The organism is Embleya sp. NPDC050493 (assembly GCF_044458105.1).
In the GTDB taxonomy this organism is placed as follows: domain Bacteria; phylum Actinomycetota; class Actinomycetes; order Streptomycetales; family Streptomycetaceae; genus Embleya.
This window is the reverse complement of record NZ_JBITHP010000002.1, coordinates 368,320-383,305: the sequence shown is the minus strand read 5'-3', so window position 1 is coordinate 383,305 and position 14,986 is coordinate 368,320. Positions and strand designations below refer to the sequence as shown.

15 protein-coding genes and 1 pseudogene are annotated in these 14,986 nt (G+C 70.6%); 7 read left to right on the top strand and 9 right to left on the bottom strand.

Features of this window, described 5'->3' with window-relative positions; all coding sequences use genetic code 11:
* Positions 1 to 23: 23 nt before the first annotated feature.
* The 3 genes from pyrH to rpsB all read right to left on the bottom strand — a co-directional run bounded on the left by pyrH (position 24) and on the right by rpsB (position 2,901).
* A complete protein-coding gene (gene pyrH, locus ACIBM5_RS05020) occupies positions 24 to 833 on the bottom strand; it encodes a UMP kinase (RefSeq protein ID WP_078977400.1) in 810 nt (269 codons plus the stop codon).
* An 81-nt stretch (positions 834 to 914) separates the two neighbouring features.
* Complete coding sequence (gene tsf, locus ACIBM5_RS05015) at positions 915 to 1,748, bottom strand: translation elongation factor Ts (protein ID WP_391582827.1); 834 nt, start codon at positions 1,746 to 1,748, stop codon at positions 915 to 917.
* A 205-nt stretch (positions 1,749 to 1,953) separates the two neighbouring features.
* Complete coding sequence (rpsB, locus tag ACIBM5_RS05010; protein WP_396005435.1) at positions 1,954 to 2,901, bottom strand: 30S ribosomal protein S2; 948 nt, start codon at positions 2,899 to 2,901, stop codon at positions 1,954 to 1,956.
* Here rpsB and ACIBM5_RS05005 point away from each other — a divergent pair.
* Positions 2,900 to 3,766, top strand: a pseudogene (locus ACIBM5_RS05005) (peptidoglycan DD-metalloendopeptidase family protein); the annotation flags it as partial. The gene rpsB and the pseudogene ACIBM5_RS05005 sit on opposite strands and share 2 nt — an antisense overlap.
* An 86-nt stretch (positions 3,767 to 3,852) precedes the next feature.
* Here the strand turns inward: ACIBM5_RS05005 and ACIBM5_RS05000 are convergent.
* On the bottom strand, positions 3,853 to 4,434 hold the full coding sequence (locus tag ACIBM5_RS05000; RefSeq protein WP_391582829.1) for a TetR/AcrR family transcriptional regulator: 582 nt from the start codon (positions 4,432 to 4,434) through the stop codon (positions 3,853 to 3,855).
* 113 nt (positions 4,435 to 4,547) lie between these two features.
* A complete protein-coding gene (gene dusB, locus ACIBM5_RS04995) occupies positions 4,548 to 5,744 on the bottom strand; it encodes a tRNA dihydrouridine synthase DusB (protein ID WP_396005433.1) in 1,197 nt (398 codons plus the stop codon).
* A 130-nt stretch (positions 5,745 to 5,874) separates the two neighbouring features.
* On the opposite strand from dusB, the gene ACIBM5_RS04990 reads away from it, so the two are divergent.
* Positions 5,875 to 6,546 (top strand): NADAR family protein, encoded by a 672-nt coding sequence (locus ACIBM5_RS04990; RefSeq protein WP_396005431.1) that lies wholly within the window; start codon positions 5,875 to 5,877, stop codon positions 6,544 to 6,546.
* Between the two features lie 15 nt (positions 6,547 to 6,561).
* Positions 6,562 to 7,569: a hypothetical protein gene (locus ACIBM5_RS04985; RefSeq protein ID WP_396005430.1), complete on the top strand. Its 1,008-nt coding sequence runs from the start codon at positions 6,562 to 6,564 to the stop codon at positions 7,567 to 7,569.
* Positions 7,570 to 7,672: 103 nt separating this feature from the next.
* Here the strand turns inward: ACIBM5_RS04985 and ACIBM5_RS04980 are convergent, their stop codons facing one another.
* Entirely contained in the window at positions 7,673 to 9,055 is a 1,383-nt protein-coding gene (locus ACIBM5_RS04980) for a glycine--tRNA ligase (RefSeq protein ID WP_391582832.1), read from the bottom strand.
* A 163-nt stretch (positions 9,056 to 9,218) separates the two neighbouring features.
* Here ACIBM5_RS04980 and ACIBM5_RS04975 point away from each other — a divergent pair, with 163 nt between their 5' ends.
* The 4 genes from ACIBM5_RS04975 (at position 9,219) to ACIBM5_RS04960 (ending at position 12,348) form a co-directional block, all read left to right on the top strand.
* Entirely contained in the window at positions 9,219 to 10,181 is a 963-nt protein-coding gene (locus ACIBM5_RS04975; RefSeq protein WP_396005429.1) for a metal ABC transporter substrate-binding protein, read from the top strand.
* Complete coding sequence (locus ACIBM5_RS04970) at positions 10,178 to 10,954, top strand: metal ABC transporter ATP-binding protein (protein ID WP_391582834.1); 777 nt, start codon at positions 10,178 to 10,180, stop codon at positions 10,952 to 10,954. The genes ACIBM5_RS04975 and ACIBM5_RS04970 overlap by 4 nt, the downstream gene beginning before the upstream one ends.
* Positions 10,951 to 11,862 (top strand): metal ABC transporter permease, encoded by a 912-nt coding sequence (locus tag ACIBM5_RS04965; RefSeq protein ID WP_396005428.1) that lies wholly within the window; start codon positions 10,951 to 10,953, stop codon positions 11,860 to 11,862. The genes ACIBM5_RS04970 and ACIBM5_RS04965 overlap by 4 nt, the downstream gene beginning before the upstream one ends.
* Positions 11,863 to 11,931: 69 nt before the next feature.
* Positions 11,932 to 12,348: a Fur family transcriptional regulator gene (locus tag ACIBM5_RS04960; RefSeq protein WP_391582836.1), complete on the top strand. Its 417-nt coding sequence runs from the start codon at positions 11,932 to 11,934 to the stop codon at positions 12,346 to 12,348.
* Between the two features lie 15 nt (positions 12,349 to 12,363).
* Here ACIBM5_RS04960 and ACIBM5_RS04955 read toward each other — a convergent pair whose 3' ends face one another.
* From ACIBM5_RS04955 to ACIBM5_RS04945, 3 genes are all read right to left on the bottom strand, one after another.
* Positions 12,364 to 12,915, bottom strand: coding sequence for a hypothetical protein (locus ACIBM5_RS04955; RefSeq protein ID WP_396005427.1), 552 nt, complete (start codon positions 12,913 to 12,915; stop codon positions 12,364 to 12,366).
* A gap of 146 nt (positions 12,916 to 13,061) precedes the next feature.
* Positions 13,062 to 13,850, bottom strand: a complete 789-nt coding sequence (locus ACIBM5_RS04950) for a TIGR03943 family putative permease subunit (RefSeq protein WP_396005425.1) — start codon at positions 13,848 to 13,850, stop codon at positions 13,062 to 13,064.
* Positions 13,847 to 14,932, bottom strand: coding sequence for a permease (locus ACIBM5_RS04945; protein ID WP_396005424.1), 1,086 nt, complete (start codon positions 14,930 to 14,932; stop codon positions 13,847 to 13,849). The genes ACIBM5_RS04950 and ACIBM5_RS04945 overlap by 4 nt, the downstream gene beginning before the upstream one ends.
* Positions 14,933 to 14,986: the final 54 nt, after the last annotated feature.

The window sequence follows — 14,986 nt, the reverse complement described above, 5'->3', positions numbered from 1 at the left end:
TGTCCCGGTCCTGTCGCCGTCGATCAGCCGTCGGTACGGCTGACCAGGGTGCCGATCTTCTCACCCCGCACGGCGCGGGCAATGTTGCCCTCGACGAGCAGGTTGAAGACGACGATCGGCAGTTCGTTGTCCATGCACAGGCTGATCGCGGTGGCGTCCGCGACCTTGAGCCCGCGGGCGAGCACCTCGGCGTGATCCAGACGATCGAACATGACCGCGTCCGGGTTGGACTTCGGGTCGCAGTCGTACACGCCGTCGACACCCTTGGCCATGAGCAACGCGACCGCGTCGATCTCGAGGGCACGCTGCGCGGCCGTGGTGTCGGTGGAGAAGTAGGGCATGCCCATGCCCGCACCGAAGATGACCACGCGACCCTTTTCCAGGTGTCGCACGGCTCGGCGCGGAATGTACGGCTCGGCGACCTGGCCCATCGTGATGGCGGTCTGCACGCGGGTGTCGATGCCCTGCTTCTCCAGGAAGTCCTGGAGCGCGAGGCAGTTCATCACGGTGCCGAGCATGCCCATGTAGTCCGAACGTGCGCGGTCCATGCCGCGGATCTGCAACTCGGCGCCGCGGAAGAAGTTGCCACCGCCGATGACGATGGCGACCTGCGTGCCGCGGCGGACCACGTCGGCGATCTGGAGCGCGATGGTCTGCACGGTGTCCGGGTCGACGCCCAGGGCACCGCCGCCCGCGAACGCCTCGCCGGAGAGCTTGAGCAGCACCCGACGTGCGTAGGGGTTCGGCTCGTCGCCCTCGGCGGACGACGAGGAGGCCGCCTTCGTTTCGGTTTCCTGCACGGTTCCCTCCACGCCTTGCGGCCTCCTCGCCATACTGCTTTTCACTGCGTTCATGCCTACTGCATGCCCCGACTGCATTGATGTCTACATCGGGGCGGTGGTGCGAGGGGCGGATCAGACGCCGACGCGGAAGCGGGTGAAGCGCTTGACCTTGACGCCGGCCTCGTCCAGGACCTTGCCCACGGACTTCTTGCTGTCCTTGGCGAACGCCTGGTCGAGCAGCACGTTCTCCTTGAAGAAGCCGGTCACCCGGCCCTCGACGATCTTGCCGAGGGCAGCCTCGGGCTTGCCCTCCTCGCGCGCGGTGGCCTCGGCCACGCGACGCTCGTTCTCGACCGTCTCGGCCGGCACGTCCTCGCGGTTGAGCACGGTGGGCGAGAACGCGGCGATGTGCTGCGCGACGTCCTTGGCGACCTCGGCGTTGGCGCCGTCCAGCTCGATCAGCACGCCGATCTGCGCGGGCAGGTCGGGGCTGGTCTTGTGCAGGTACGCGGCGACGAAGCCGTCGGCGTACTGCGCGAAGCGGTCCAGCACGATCTTCTCGCCGAGCGTGACGTTGGCGTCGTCCACGTACTGCTGGACGGTCTTGCCGGCCTCGATCTCGCTCGCGAGCAGCGCGGCGATGTCGGCGGGCGAGGTCTTGGCGACGTGGGCGGCGATCGCCTCGGCGGCCTCGATGAACTTCGGGCTCTTGGCCACGAAGTCGGTCTCGCACTTGAGCTCGACCAGGACACCGGACGCGTTGCCGTCGAGCAGCGCGACGACCGCACCGTTGGAGGCCGAGCGGCCCTCGCGCTTGGTGACGCCCTTCTGGCCCTTGACGCGAAGGATCTCGACAGCCTTGTCGACGTCACCTTCGGCCTCTTCGAGGGCCTTCTTGCAGTCCATCATGCCTGCGGCGGTGAGCTCACGGAGCTTCTTCACGTCCGCGGCGGAGAAGTTCGCCATGTCCTGATTCTCTCGTCTCTCGGGTCAGCGGCCCGGTTGCGCCGAGCGACTGCGGGTGAGGCTGTCGTCCCACCCGATGAAGGTCAAGGGGCTGTGCGGTATTCCGACACATACGGGGACGTACGCAGTACGTACGCACCGTGATCGGGTCCCGGCACAGGGCGAGGGGTACGCCGGCTGGGCCGCCGTACCCCTCGATCCAGGGTCAGACCTGCGGGTCGGCCTCGGTGGCCGGCGCGTCGGTGGCCGGCGCCTCGGCGGCGACCTCGGCCGCCGGAGCGGTCTCGGTGGCCTCGGCCTCGACATCGGCCTCGGTGACCGAGCCGGACTCGACGACCTCTTCGGCGGCGGGGGCGGCCTCGGCCGGAGCGGCCTCGTCCTTCTTGCCGGCCTCGAGCAGCTCGCGCTCCCAGTCGGCGAGGGGCTCGCCGACGGTGGCCTTGGTGTCGGCGGCGGCGCCACCGGCGCGCGACATGAGACCGTCGGCGACCGCGTCGGCGATCACGCGGGTGAGCAGCGTGACCGAGCGGATCGCGTCGTCGTTGCCCGGGATCTTGTAGTCGACCTCGTCGGGGTCACAGTTGGTGTCGAGGATCGCGACGACCGGGATGTGCAGCTTCCGGGCCTCGCCGACGCCGATGTGCTCCTTCTTGGTGTCCACGATCCACACGGCCGAAGGCACGCGCTGCATGTCGCGGATGCCGCCGAGGGTCTTCGCCAGCTTGTCCTTCTCGCGCTTGAGGACGAGCAGTTCCTTCTTCGTCATGCCCGAGCCGGCCACGTCGTCGAAGTCGAGCTGCTCGAGCTCCTTCAGGCGCTGGAGGCGCTTGTAGACCGTCGAGAAGTTGGTCAGCATGCCGCCGAGCCAGCGCTGGTTGACGTAGGGCATGCCCACGCGCGTCGCCTGCTCGGCGATCGCTTCCTGCGCCTGCTTCTTGGTGCCGACGAAGAGGATCGTGCCACCGTGGGCGACGGTCTCCTTGACGAACTCGTAGGCGCGGTCGATGTACGACAGCGACTGGAGCAGGTCGATGATGTAGATGCCGTTGCGCTCCGTGAAGATGAAGCGCTTCATCTTCGGGTTCCAGCGGCGGGTCTGGTGACCGAAGTGGACGCCGCTTTCCAGCAGCTCCCGCATCGTGACGACGGCCATGGCCGTACGCTCCTTGGGCTCTCGTCCCGGCGATCGTGCCCGGGACTCTCGGTTGTGCCGTGGCGACGGGTCGCCGCCACGCCTGACGCCCGCGACACCACGCCGAGGTCCTTGCGGATTCCCGGACCGAGAGGTGTCCCCATCGAGTCCCGCTCTCTGGCGTCTCGCCATGCGGGACGTCGGCGGCTCGAAGGTGGGCGCGCGAAGTCGACCCGGAAAGCCGGGCCGCTCCGGGAAGTGTACGGGAACCGCGCGCGGCCGAGCGACTCGCCTTCCGGCCGGCATTTTTTGGCTCTTGGCATGGAAAAAGTCGTCCACACGCGATAGATGGCCATTTATCCACAACCGGTATCCACAACCGGGGGTCGTGTCCACAGGCGGGCTCGTGCCGGACCACCCGGCGCCCGCGGGTGGTCAACCTGAGTGCATGAACGTATCGAAGCGGGGTCGAAGGCCGATCGTGCCGGTTCTGTTGTTGCTCACGGCCGTGTTGTCGACGACCGGGCCGCCGGCCGCGCCCGCCGCGGTGCGCCCCGCCGCGTCGCCGCGGCGGTGGGTGTGGCCGCTGGATCCGCGCCCGGTGGTGCTGCGCGGCTTCGAGGCACCACAGACGGCGTGGTCACCGGGGCATCGCGGGGTGGATCTCGCGGCCCGGGTGGGACAACCGGTGCGGGCGGCGGGCGCGGGGGTGGTGGTGTTCGCCGGTTCGGTGGCCGGACGAGGGGTGGTGAGCGTGCGGCACGGCGCCGTGCGCACGACCTACGAGCCGGTGCTCGCGTCGGTGTCGGCCGGGCGGGCGGTCGCGGCGGGCGAGCCGCTCGGGGAACTGGCCCCGGGGCCGTTCCATCTGGGCGAGCCGTGTCTGCACTGGGGATTGCTGGTGCCCGGGTATCGGGATCCGCTCACGTTGTTGCGACGCGTGCGGGTGCGGTTGTATCCGAACGACGCCGGCTATCCGACCCGGGCCACGCCACCGAGTACGAGGGCCAGCGTGGCCGCCTCGACCGCGGCGGGGTCGGCGCCGCACTCGATCCGGCGGACCGCCGCGTCGACCATGCCCTGGACCAGGGTCGCCACCAGCATCGGGTCCCGGTGGCCCAGCGCGGCCAGCGCGTCCACCACCAGTTCGACGATGCGCCCGTGGGCGGCCCGGATGCGTTCGCGGGCGTTCGCGTCCAGTTCGCCGGTGGAGATCGCGACCACCACACGATGACGGCGATCACCGACCAGTTCCAACTGGCGAGCCACGTAGGCCGCGATCTTCTGCGCCGGGTCCTCGGTCGCGCCCATCGCGTCCTCGACCTCGGCCACCCACGCGGGCAGGTCCACCGCACACAGTTCCTCGACCACGGCCGCGCGCGAGGCGAAGTACTCGTAGAGCGAGGAGCGGGCCAGGCCGGTGCGTTCGGCGAGCGCGGGGAAGGTCAGCGCGGCGAAACCGCCCTCGTCGAGCAGGCTCCGCGCGGCGTCGAGCAGCGCGGCGTGCTGCATCGCGCGGTGTTCGGCGACGGAGGACGCTCGAATCTTGGGCATCCACTCACTGTACGACGTCACTGTGGGTGGCATCGGGGAGCTTGTGGAATTCGCCGCCGCCCGCGCACCGCCGGCCGCCGACCGGTCCGGATCGGCCGCCGGCCCGGTCGGGATCAGCCGCCCGAGTGGTCCAGTTCCGCGTCGACCGGGGGCAGCGCGCACTCGGGGTCGTCGAGCCAGCCCTCGGGCAGGACGACCCGCTTGCCGCCCGCGGTGCGACCGCGCGGGCCGTCGGCGCCGATCGGCCAGGGCTGGTCCAGGTCGAGTTTCCCGAACCAGTCGTCGAGTTCGGCCAGGCTGCTCGCGGTGGCCAGGCCGCGTCGGATGGTGCCGCCGACCGAGAAGCCCTTCATGTACCACGCCACGTGCTTGCGCAGGTCGGTCACGCCGTGTGCCTCGTCGCCGATCCACTCGGCGAGCAGCACCGCGTGCCGGCGCATGATCGCGGTCGCCTCGCCCAGCGTCGGGCGGGCCCGGTCGGCGCTGCCCTCGAACGCGGACACCAGGTCGCGGAACAACCACGGGCGACCCAGGCAGCCGCGGCCGACCACGACGCCGTCGCAACCGGTCTCGCGCATCATCCGCAACGCGTCCTCGGCGTCCCAGATGTCGCCGTTGCCGAGCACCGGGATGTCGGTGACGACCTCCTTGAGCCGGGCGATCGCCGACCAGTCGGCGGTGCCCCCGTAGTGCTGCTCGGCGGTGCGGCCGTGCAGGGCGACCCACGTGATGCCCTCGTCCACGGCGATCCGGCCCGCGTCGAGGTAGGTCAGGTGGTCGTCGTCGATGCCCTTGCGCATCTTGATGGTGACCGGCACGCCGCGCGCGTTCTTGACCGCCGAGCGCAGGATGTCGCGCAGCAGGTTGCGCTTGTAGGGCAGTGCCGAGCCGCCGCCCTTGCGGGTGACCTTGGGCACCGGGCAGCCGAAGTTGAGGTCGACGTGGTCGGCCAGGTCCTCGTCCACGATCATCGCCACGGCGCGGCCGACGATGTCCGGGTCCACGCCGTAGAGCTGGATGCTGCGCGGGCGCTCGGTCTCGGCGAAGCGGATCAGGCGCAACGTCTTGGCGTCCCGCTCCACCAGGGCGCGGGTGGTGATCATCTCGCTGACGTACAGCCCGGCGGGTCGTACGGTGGTGGCCGCCTCGGCCTGTTCCTGGCACAACGTGCGGAACGGCGCGTTGGTGATACCGGCCATCGGGGCCAGCACCACCGGTGGCCAGATCTGCGCGCCGCCCGCGGCGCCCAGGCGCAGCGGTGCCCACGGGCTGCCGGTCGCGTCGGGGGTGGGTGCGTCGGCGGGTGCCATGGACGGTGCTCCAGGAGGGTGCGGGGGACGGAACCGATCCATTGTCCCCCACCGGCAAACGCGCCCTCGGGGAATACTCCCGGGAATAAGCGGATGCCGGGAGTCGGCCGGGCCTGACACCATCGCCGGCATGAGCATGGAGACCCCGGACACCTCGGATTCCCCGGATTCCCGGTCGGCGATCGACGGACCGGGTGGCCGGTTCGCCGCCGAGCCCCGCGACGTCGCGTCGCTCATCCTGCGGGCCCGGCGGGAGCCTCGGGTGAAGTACGTCTTCTTCTGGGGCCATCGGGAGCCGCGCGAGGGCGTCGATTCGAGCTGCCTGAGTCAGTGGTATCCGTCGCCGTTCACGGTGGACGCGGTGACGTATCGCACGGCCGAGCACTGGATGATGGCGGGCAAGGCGCGGATGTTCGGCGACGAGGACGCGGAGCGGCGGGTGGTGGCCGCGGCTCACCCCAAGACCGCCAAGACGATCGGTCGGCAGGTGCGCGGCTTCGACGAACGGCGCTGGGTGGACGAGCGGTTCGAGCTGATCGTGCGCGGCAATGTGGCCAAGTTCGGGCAACACCCGGCGATGGGCGCGTTCCTGCTGGGCACCGGGCAGCGGGTGCTGGTCGAGGCCAGTCCGCTGGACCGGATCTGGGGCATCGGGCTGGCCGCGGACGACGAGCGGGCGGGCAACCCCGAACTCTGGCGCGGGTCGAATCTGTTGGGCTTCGCGTTGATGGAGGCCCGCGCGCGGTTGGCCGCCTCGACCGACGGGGCCGGCCGCTCGGGCCCTGCCGGGTCTGCCCGATGAACTAATCTCCGCACCATGAGTGCCTTCCCGCCCCCGCAGCCCCCGAACGGGCCCGGCTACGGCCACGGGCAACAGCCGTACGGACAGCCGAACAACGGTCCGCAGTCCTATGGGCAGCAGCAGCCCTACGGGCAACCGGCCTACGGACAACAGCAGCCGTACGGTCAGCCGTACCCGCAGCAGCAGTACGGCCAGGGGTACGGCGGGCCGCCGCCCACGCCGCCGCGACGGCCGAAGTGGCTGGTGCCCGCGGCCGCGGTGGTCGCGCTCGCGGTGATCGGCGGCGGGACGTTCCTCTTCGTGTCGCGCGACGACGGCGACGACAAGAAGCCGGCCGCCGACTCCTCGCAGAACCCGCCGAAGCCGGCCGACAACGGCGGCTCGCTGCCCGCACCGCAGGGCTCGAACCCGGCACCCGACGACGAGCCCAAGGGGTTCCAGTCCGCGCCGCCGCCGAACACGAGCGACATCGACGCGGTCTCCACCGACAAACTGGCCTTCACCACGGACTACTTCTTCAACGACAGCGCCGAGTTCGACGGGCGCAGCGGCGCCAAGTACCGGCAGTTGGCCGCCGACGGCAGCGCGGCCTCGGACTGCTCGAAGGCGGCCACCGCGACCGGTTCGGCGCTCGCCCAGAACGGCTGCGTGGGCGTGCTGCGCGGCTCGTACAAGGACTCCGCCGGCAAGTTCGTGGCGACGCTGTCGGTGATCTCGGTGCCGGACAAGCCCAAGGCGCAGGCGCTGCGCAAGGCGCTGGTTCCGATTCCGTTCGCGACGTCGCCGACCGGGTGGCTCAAGCCTCCCGCGTCGAGCGGCATCACCTTCAAGGACGGCTCCGAGCACATCGCGGTCTCCACCACGACCGGGCACTACGTGCTGGTGATCGACATCGGCCGGGCCGACGGCGCACCGCTCAAGGGCCAGGGCGAGGAGGTGTCCAAGGCCGCGAGCACCGTCTTCGGCGACCTGAGCTTCCGGATGACCGATCGCATCGTGGCGGGCATCTTCAAGACGGGCTAGGTGCTGTCCCCGGCTGGGGTGGGCAGGTTCGCGAAACGCGTGAGGGGCGCCGTCCACGACGGCGCCCCTCACGGCGTGTATCCGGCCTACGGCCGGCCCCGGGTCAGCAGCCCGGCAGCCGCGCCGCGAGATAGCCCACGACCTGGTCGAGCGAGACCCGCTCCTGCTGCATGGTGTCGCGCGAGCGCACGGTCACCGCGTCGTCCTCCAGCGTGTCGAAGTCGACGGTGATGCAGAACGGCGTGCCGATCTCGTCCTGGCGACGGTAGCGGCGACCGATCGCGCCGGCGTCGTCGAAGTCGCAGTTCCAGTACTGCCGCAGGTCCGCGGCCAGCCCGCGGGCCTTGGGCGACAGGTCGGTGTTGCGCGACAGCGGCAGGATGGCGGCCTTGACCGGCGCCAGGCGCGGGTCCAGGCGCAGCACGGTGCGCTTTTCCAGCTTGCCCTTGGCGTTGGGGGCCTCGTCCTCGAAGTACGCGTCGAGCAGGAACGCGAGCATCGCCCGGTTCAGGCCCGCGGCGGGCTCGATGACGTAGGGGAACCAGCGCTCGCCGGCGTCCTGGTCGAAGTACGACAGGTCGGTGCCGGACTTCTCCGAGTGGGTGCGCAGGTCGTAGTCCGTGCGGTTGGCGATGCCCTCCAGCTCGGAGAACTCGGTGCCGCCGAAGTTGAAGCGGTACTCGATGTCGACCGTGCGCTTGGAGTAGTGCGACAACTTCTCCTTCGGGTGCTCGAAGAAGCGCATGTTGTCGGGGCTGAGGCCGAGACCGACGTACCAGTCCCAACGCTGCTGCATCCAGTATTCCTGCCAGGTCTCGTCCTCACCCGGCTTGACGAAGAACTCCATCTCCATCTGCTCGAACTCGCGCGTGCGGAAGATGAAGTTTCCGGGGGTGATCTCGTTGCGGAAGCTCTTGCCGGTCTGGGCGATGCCGAACGGCGGCTTCTTGCGCGAGGTCTGCTCGACGGCCTTGTAGTTGACGAAGATGCCCTGGGCGGTCTCCGGGCGCAGGTACGCGCGGCCGGACTCGTCCTGGGTGGGGCCGAGGAAGGTCTGGAGCAGCCCGTTGAACATCTTGGGCTCGGTGAAGGTGCCCTTGTTCCCACAGTTGGGACACGTGATGTCGGCGAGGCCGTTCTCCGGCAGCCGGCCGCGCTTGGCCTCGTAGGCCTCTTCGAGGTGGTCGGCGCGGTAGCGCTTGTGGCACGAGGTGCACTCGGTCAGCGGGTCGACGAACGCCTCGACGTGACCGGACGCCTCCCACACCTCGCGGGCGAGGATGACCGAGGAGTCCAGACCGACGATGTCGTCACGCGAGGTGACCATCGTGCGCCACCACTGGCGCTTGATGTTCTCCTTGAGCTCCACGCCGAGGGGACCGTAGTCCCAGGCGGCCTTCTGGCCGCCGTAGATCTCACTACAGGGGTAAACGAAGCCTCGGCGCTTGCTCAGGCTGACGATGGTGTCGATCTTGTCGGCGGCCACAATGCTCTCTTCGGTGCGACGATGCGGGCAGTGACAGTGTCGGCACAGGCTACCGGCGCGCCGGTCGCCCCGGTAAATCCATATGCCCGCACTCGACTGTGCCACGGTTGGCCCAACCCGCTATTATTGACAACGATTGTCATTCTAGTTGAGAATCATTGTCATGAAGATACGCCGCACCGCTCCGGCCGGCCTGCTCGCTGCCGCCGCCGCATCCGCCCTGCTGCTCTCCGGATGCGCGGGCACCGACGACGCGAAGGCGGATACCGGGGCGGGCGCGAAGCTGCGGGTGATCGCGGCCTTCTATCCGATGAAATTCGTTGCCCAGCAGGTCGGCGGGCCGCACGTGAAGGTGACGAACCTGACCAAGGCCGGCGCCGAGCCGCACGATCTGGAGTTGACCCCCAGGCAGGTCGGCGCGGTCTCGCAGGCCGATCTGGTCGTCTACCTCAAGGGTCTGCAGCCCGCGGTGGACAAGGCGATCTCGCAGAACAGGCCCAAGCACACGGTGGAGGCGAGCACACTCGCGCCGCTGGAGGAGCACGGCACCGAGGTGCACGGCGCCGACGAAGGCGGGCACGAGGGCCACGACCACGCGGACGCCGAGCACGGCGACCCGCACGTGTGGCTGGACCCGACCCGGCTCGCCGCGATCGCCGGCGGTGTGGGCGAATCGCTCGCCGCCGCGGACCCGGCCAACGCGCAGGACTACCGCGCCCGCGCCGCCGACCTGACCGCGCGCCTGAACACGCTCGACCGCGAGTTCACCGCCGGCCTGACCACGTGCGCCCGCAGGGACTTCGTGACCGCGCACGCGGCCTTCGGCTATCTCGCGGAGCGTTACCACCTGAACCAGATCGCGGTGAACGGCGTCAACCCGGAATCCGAGCCCTCCCCCGCCCGCCGGGCCGACATCCAGAAGCTGGCCAACGAGCGCGGGGTGACCACGATCTTCTTCGAGACGCTGGCCGAACCCAAGACCGCCAGGACGCTCGCCCAGGACCTGAACGTGCGGACCGCCGTCCTGGATCCGCTGGAGGGCATAAAGAACGAGGCCGAGAACGATTACCTCTCGGTGATGCGCGCCAACCTGGACGCGCTGCGGAAGGGACTCGGCTGCTCATGACACGACTTCAGGCGCCGGTCGCCCGGCTGACCGGCGGCACCGCGTCCCTGGGCGGCCGGCCGGTACTGCGCGGAGTGGACCTGAGCGTGCACCCCGGCGAGGTGGTCGCCCTGCTCGGCGCCAACGGCTCGGGCAAGTCCACGCTGGTGCGCACCCTGGTCGGGCTGGTCCCGTTGACCGGCGGCACGATCGAACTGTTCGACACGCCGTTCGCCCGATTCCGCGACTGGTCCCGGATCGGCTACGTGCCGCAGCGCACCACCGCCGCCGCCGGCGTGCCGGCCAGTGTGCGCGAAGTGGTCACCTCGGGCCTGCTCGACGGCCGTCGCGTACTCGGCCCGGGTCGGCGCGGCCGGGCCGCCGTGGACGAGGCGCTGGCCGCGGTCGGCATGCTCGACCGGGCCCGCGACGGCATCGCCCACCTGTCCGGCGGCCAGCAGCAGCGGGTGCTGATCGCCCGCGCCCTGGCCCGCCGCCCCGACCTGCTGATCATGGACGAGCCGATGGCGGGCGTGGACCTGCGCAGTCAGGAGGTACTCGCGGGCACCTTGCGCACGCAGCAGGAGCAGGGCCGGGCGGTCCTGCTCGTACTGCACGAACTCGGCCCGCTGGAGCCGCTGATCGACCGCGCGGTGGTCCTGCGCGAGGGCTGCGTGTGCCACGACGGCCCGCCGCCCCGGGCGGTCGGCCAACATGCGCTGCCGGGCCACGACCACGTGCACCCGCACGACGATCACACCGCGCACCGCGCCGGGATGGGACTGCTCTCGTGACGATCCTGGACTTCCCCTTCATGCAGCGCGCGCTGCTCGCGGCCCTGCTCGTGGGCATGGCCGCGCCCGCCGTCGGCGTCTACCTGGTCCAGCGCCGACAGGCGTTCATGGGCGACGGCATCGGACACGTCGCGCTGACCGGCGTGGGCCTGGGCTTCCTGCTCAGCACCTCCCCCGTGTGGACCGCGGTGCTCACCGCGTCCGTGGGCGCGGTGCTGATCGAGCTGATCCGCGAGCGCAACAAGGTCAGCGGCGACGTCGCGCTGTCCGTGCTCTTCTACGGCGGCATCGCGGGCGGCGTGATGCTGATCAACCTGGCCCCGGAGGGCTCCAACGCCAATCTCCAGTCGTACCTGTTCGGTTCGCTGACCTCGGTCTCGCCGGAGGACATCCGGATCATCACGATCCTGGCGGTCGCGGTGCTCGCGGTCACCCTCGGGCTGCGCCGGGCTCTGTTCACGGTGTGCCAGGACGAGGAGTTCGCCCGGGTGACCGGCCTGCCGGTGCGCGCGCTGAACCTGCTGCTCGCGGTCACCGCCGCGGTCACCGTGACGGTGGCCATGCGGGTGGTGGGGCTGCTCCTGGTGAGCGCACTGATGGTGGTCCCGGTCGCGGTCGCCCAGCAGGTCTCGCGCACGTTCTCGATGACCGCCGCGCTCGCGATCGTGGTCGGCGTACTGGTCTCGGTCTCCGGCACGGCCCTGACGTACTACGTCGACGCGCCGCCCGGGGCCACCATCGTGCTGCTCGCCATCGCGTTGTTCGTCCTGGTGGGCGTGCTCGCCACGCCGCTGAACCGGCGCCGGGCCCGGCGCGCGGAGGCCGCCGCGGCCGAGGCGGGTCCGGCTCGGGTCGACGACGTGCATGTGGACGCGGAGGTACCCGGCGCCGGCACAATGGCGACCTAGACATGGACACACCGCGCCGGCGCGAGGACAGCGCGCCGTCCGGCTCGTAGCGATCGAGGAGGCACCCAGGTGACCACCGCCCACGGCGCGAGCCCGGTTCGGGGTCGGTCCACCCGGCAGCGTGCCGCCGTTTCGGCGCTCCTCGACGAGATCGAGGACTTCCGCAGCGCCCAGGACCTGCACGACCTGCTCAAGCAGCGCGGCGAGGCGGTCGGGCTGACCACCGTCTACCGCACGCTCCAGGCCCTGGCGGACGCCGACGAGGTGGACGTGCTGCGCACCCAGGACGGCGAGTCGGTCTACCGTCGGTGCAGCCGTGGGCACCACCACCACCTCGTCTGCCGCTCCTGCGGTCGCACCGTCGAGGTCGAGGGCCCGGCGGTCGAGCGGTGGGCGAACCGGATCGCCGCCGAGCACGGTTTCGGCGACGTCTCGCACGAGTTGGAAATCTTCGGCACCTGCGCGCAGTGCGCGAACCCGGCCTAGGCCGGGTTCGCTCGACTACCAGCTGCCCCCGCCGGTCGTACCGGTCGTGCTGCCGCCCCAGGTCCCGCCCTCGGTGCACGTGCCGGTGGGCCGCACCGTGGCCGAGCCGACCCGATTCGGCTTCAGCACGTTGAGCTGTCCGGCCGCGATCGAACCGCCGTAGAGGAACTCCGAGTAGGCGAACGTCTTGGTGATCGACTTCTTGCCCGCGGGCACGTCGATGTCCTCCTGCTTCATGCTGCCGGAGGAGCCGCCGTAGCTGACCGTGATCCGCCCGCCCTTGTGTCCGTCGGCGAAGGTGATCGTGGCGATGAAGGTCTCCATGAACGCGGTCTTGCACCGGACGCCGGCCAGCGTGCCGGGCGTGACGGTCAGGAACACGCCCTTGACCTCCAGGTCGCCGTCACCGGCCTTGCCGTCCTGGCCCGAGGTCTTCGGCACCTCGGTGCTCGTGCCCTGCTGCCGGTCGGTGTCCGTGCCCTTGTGCTTTTGACACCCGGTCACGCCCGACCCGAGTACGCCCACGACGACCGCCGCGACGACGGCACGACGCATTCCCCAACCCATGCTGATTCCCCCCGATCGACCGGCGGATCGTCCTCCCCAGGCGATCCGTCCGCGAACTCACGGTAGGAGAAGGGGGGTCGCGCCGCCGCCGCGCTCGCAGGACGCGAACGCGGCGGTGACGGGACCGTGACATCGTCACGGCGTGCCTATTCGTACGGCTCGCGCGGCGTCGGGATGGGGTCGACCCTGGTCGCGGTCAGGGCCGGCATCGCATCGTCCGCCTGGGTCTGGCCGTTGGGCAGCCAGCGGCCGGTGACCGTCACCCACGAGTCGGTCGGGGGCGCCGCGACGCCGTGCACCTCGATCTTGCGGGCGAAGGCGTCGGCGGCACAGCAGCTGATCACCATCCGGGTGATGTACCACGTGCCGGGCGTCTTGCCGGGCGTGACGAAGCCGGTGAGCTGGACGTTGCGGTCCTTGAGCGGCGCGGTGGTGTCCCAGACCGAGCGGATCAGGAAGTCGGCCAGGGTCATCGGCAGCGGATCCCCCGGCGGCAGTGCCGGGAAGCCCGCGTCGTTCGAGGCGGCGGCCGGCTTGGCCACCACGTTGTCCGAGCGCGAGGCGGTGTACGAACCGAGGGCGGGCGGCGCGATCAGGAACAGCGCGAGCACCGGCAGGCACAGCAGCCAGGCCGCACGCGGGCCGGCCGAGTGGTCGTGCCCGTGACCGTCCTCGCCCGCCGGCTCCACCGGCTGCTCGTCGACCGACCCGGCCGCATGGGCGGACGCGTGCTCGGTGGCGGGTTCCTTGGCCTGCCGCTGGATCCCGTCCCGCACCACGGAGATCAGGCCGACCACGAGCAGGATCACGCCCGCCGCGAGCAGCGCGGGACGCAGCCCGTCCTTGACATAGCGCAGGTACATGTCGGTCAGCGAGATCCGCAGCAGCGCGCCGCCGATCAGGATCAACAGCACCGCCTGGACGTCCCGCCTCACAACAACCACCATCCGACGCCGTAACTTGCCACGATCGCGACCACGAACGTGGCCGAGGAGAACCGGGCCGCGAAGCCGCGCCCGAAGGTGCCCGACTGGAGCGCGATCAGCTTCACGTCCACCATCGGGCCGACCACCATGAAGGCCAGTTTCGCGGTCGGCGAGAACCCGATCAGACTCGCCGCCACGAACGCGTCCGCCTCGGAGCAGACCGCGAGCACCACCGCCAGGAAGGCCAGCGCGAGCACCGCGAACCACGGCGAACCGGAGACCGCGTCGATCACGTGCTTGGGCACCGTGACGTTCAGCGTCGCGGCGGTGAGCGCGCCGACCACCAGGAAGCCGCCCGCGTGCAGGAAGTCGTGCTGGAGCGCGAGCCGGAAGTTCTCCCACTTGCCGCTGCCGCCGTGATCGTGCGGGCGGCGCATCGCCTTGATCCACTCGGGCCGGCCGAAGCGTGCCCACAACCAGCCCATCAGCACCGCCGTGCCGAGCGAGGCGACGAAGCGGGCGAGCACCATCTCGGGTTGCTTGGGAAAGGCCACCGCGGTCGCGGTCAACACGATCGGGTTGATCGCGGGCGAGGACAACAGGAACGCGAGCGCCGCGGCGGGCGCGACCCCGCGCGCCATCAACCCGCTGGCCACCGGCACCGACGCGCACTCGCAGCCGGGCAGGATCGCCCCGGCAGCGCCCGCGACCGGCACCGCCAGGGACTGCCGCCGGGGCAGCACCTTGGTGAACACCGACGGCGGCACGAACGCGGTGATCGCCGCGGACAGCAGTGTGCCGAGCACCAGGAACGGCAGCGCCTGCACGGAGATCGCGACGAACACGGTGGCCCAGGTCTGCACCGCGGGCGTGCCGAGCCGATCCACGATCCACGGCTGCGCGAACAGCAGCCCGACCAGGGCGAGGACGAAGAATTCGAGTTGGCCCGGTCGCCATCGCTCGGCGGGTGGGCGACCGTGCGAAACGGGCCCGGCGGTCGCGGACGACTCGGCGCTGCGCGGTGGCGGTGGCGCCGTCCGTGCGGCGGCAGCGGGGCGCGGCGGCGCGCTCTTTTCGAACATGATGGTCATGTTCGCATTGATCGTGAGGCTCCCGCCGGGCGCACACCCCGCTTTACGAACCTT

Bases quoted from the DNA above. Each gene is read 5' to 3' on its own strand.
- pyrH (WP_078977400.1), bottom strand. From the start codon at position 833: ATGGCGAGGAGGCCGCAAGGCGTGGAGGGAACCGTGCAGGAAACCGAA.
- tsf (WP_391582827.1), bottom strand. From the start codon at position 1,748: ATGGCGAACTTCTCCGCCGCGGACGTGAAGAAGCTCCGTGAGCTCACC.
- rpsB (WP_396005435.1), bottom strand. From the start codon at position 2,901: ATGGCCGTCGTCACGATGCGGGAGCTGCTGGAAAGCGGCGTCCACTTC.
- ACIBM5_RS05000 (WP_391582829.1), bottom strand. From the start codon at position 4,434: ATGCCCAAGATTCGAGCGTCCTCCGTCGCCGAACACCGCGCGATGCAG.
- dusB (WP_396005433.1), bottom strand. From the start codon at position 5,744: ATGGCACCCGCCGACGCACCCACCCCCGACGCGACCGGCAGCCCGTGG.
- ACIBM5_RS04990 (WP_396005431.1), top strand. From the start codon at position 5,875: ATGAGCATGGAGACCCCGGACACCTCGGATTCCCCGGATTCCCGGTCG.
- ACIBM5_RS04985 (WP_396005430.1), top strand. From the start codon at position 6,562: ATGAGTGCCTTCCCGCCCCCGCAGCCCCCGAACGGGCCCGGCTACGGC.
- ACIBM5_RS04975 (WP_396005429.1), top strand. From the start codon at position 9,219: ATGAAGATACGCCGCACCGCTCCGGCCGGCCTGCTCGCTGCCGCCGCC.
- ACIBM5_RS04970 (WP_391582834.1), top strand. From the start codon at position 10,178: ATGACACGACTTCAGGCGCCGGTCGCCCGGCTGACCGGCGGCACCGCG.
- ACIBM5_RS04955 (WP_396005427.1), bottom strand. From the start codon at position 12,915: ATGGGTTGGGGAATGCGTCGTGCCGTCGTCGCGGCGGTCGTCGTGGGC.
- ACIBM5_RS04945 (WP_396005424.1), bottom strand. From the start codon at position 14,932: ATGACCATCATGTTCGAAAAGAGCGCGCCGCCGCGCCCCGCTGCCGCC.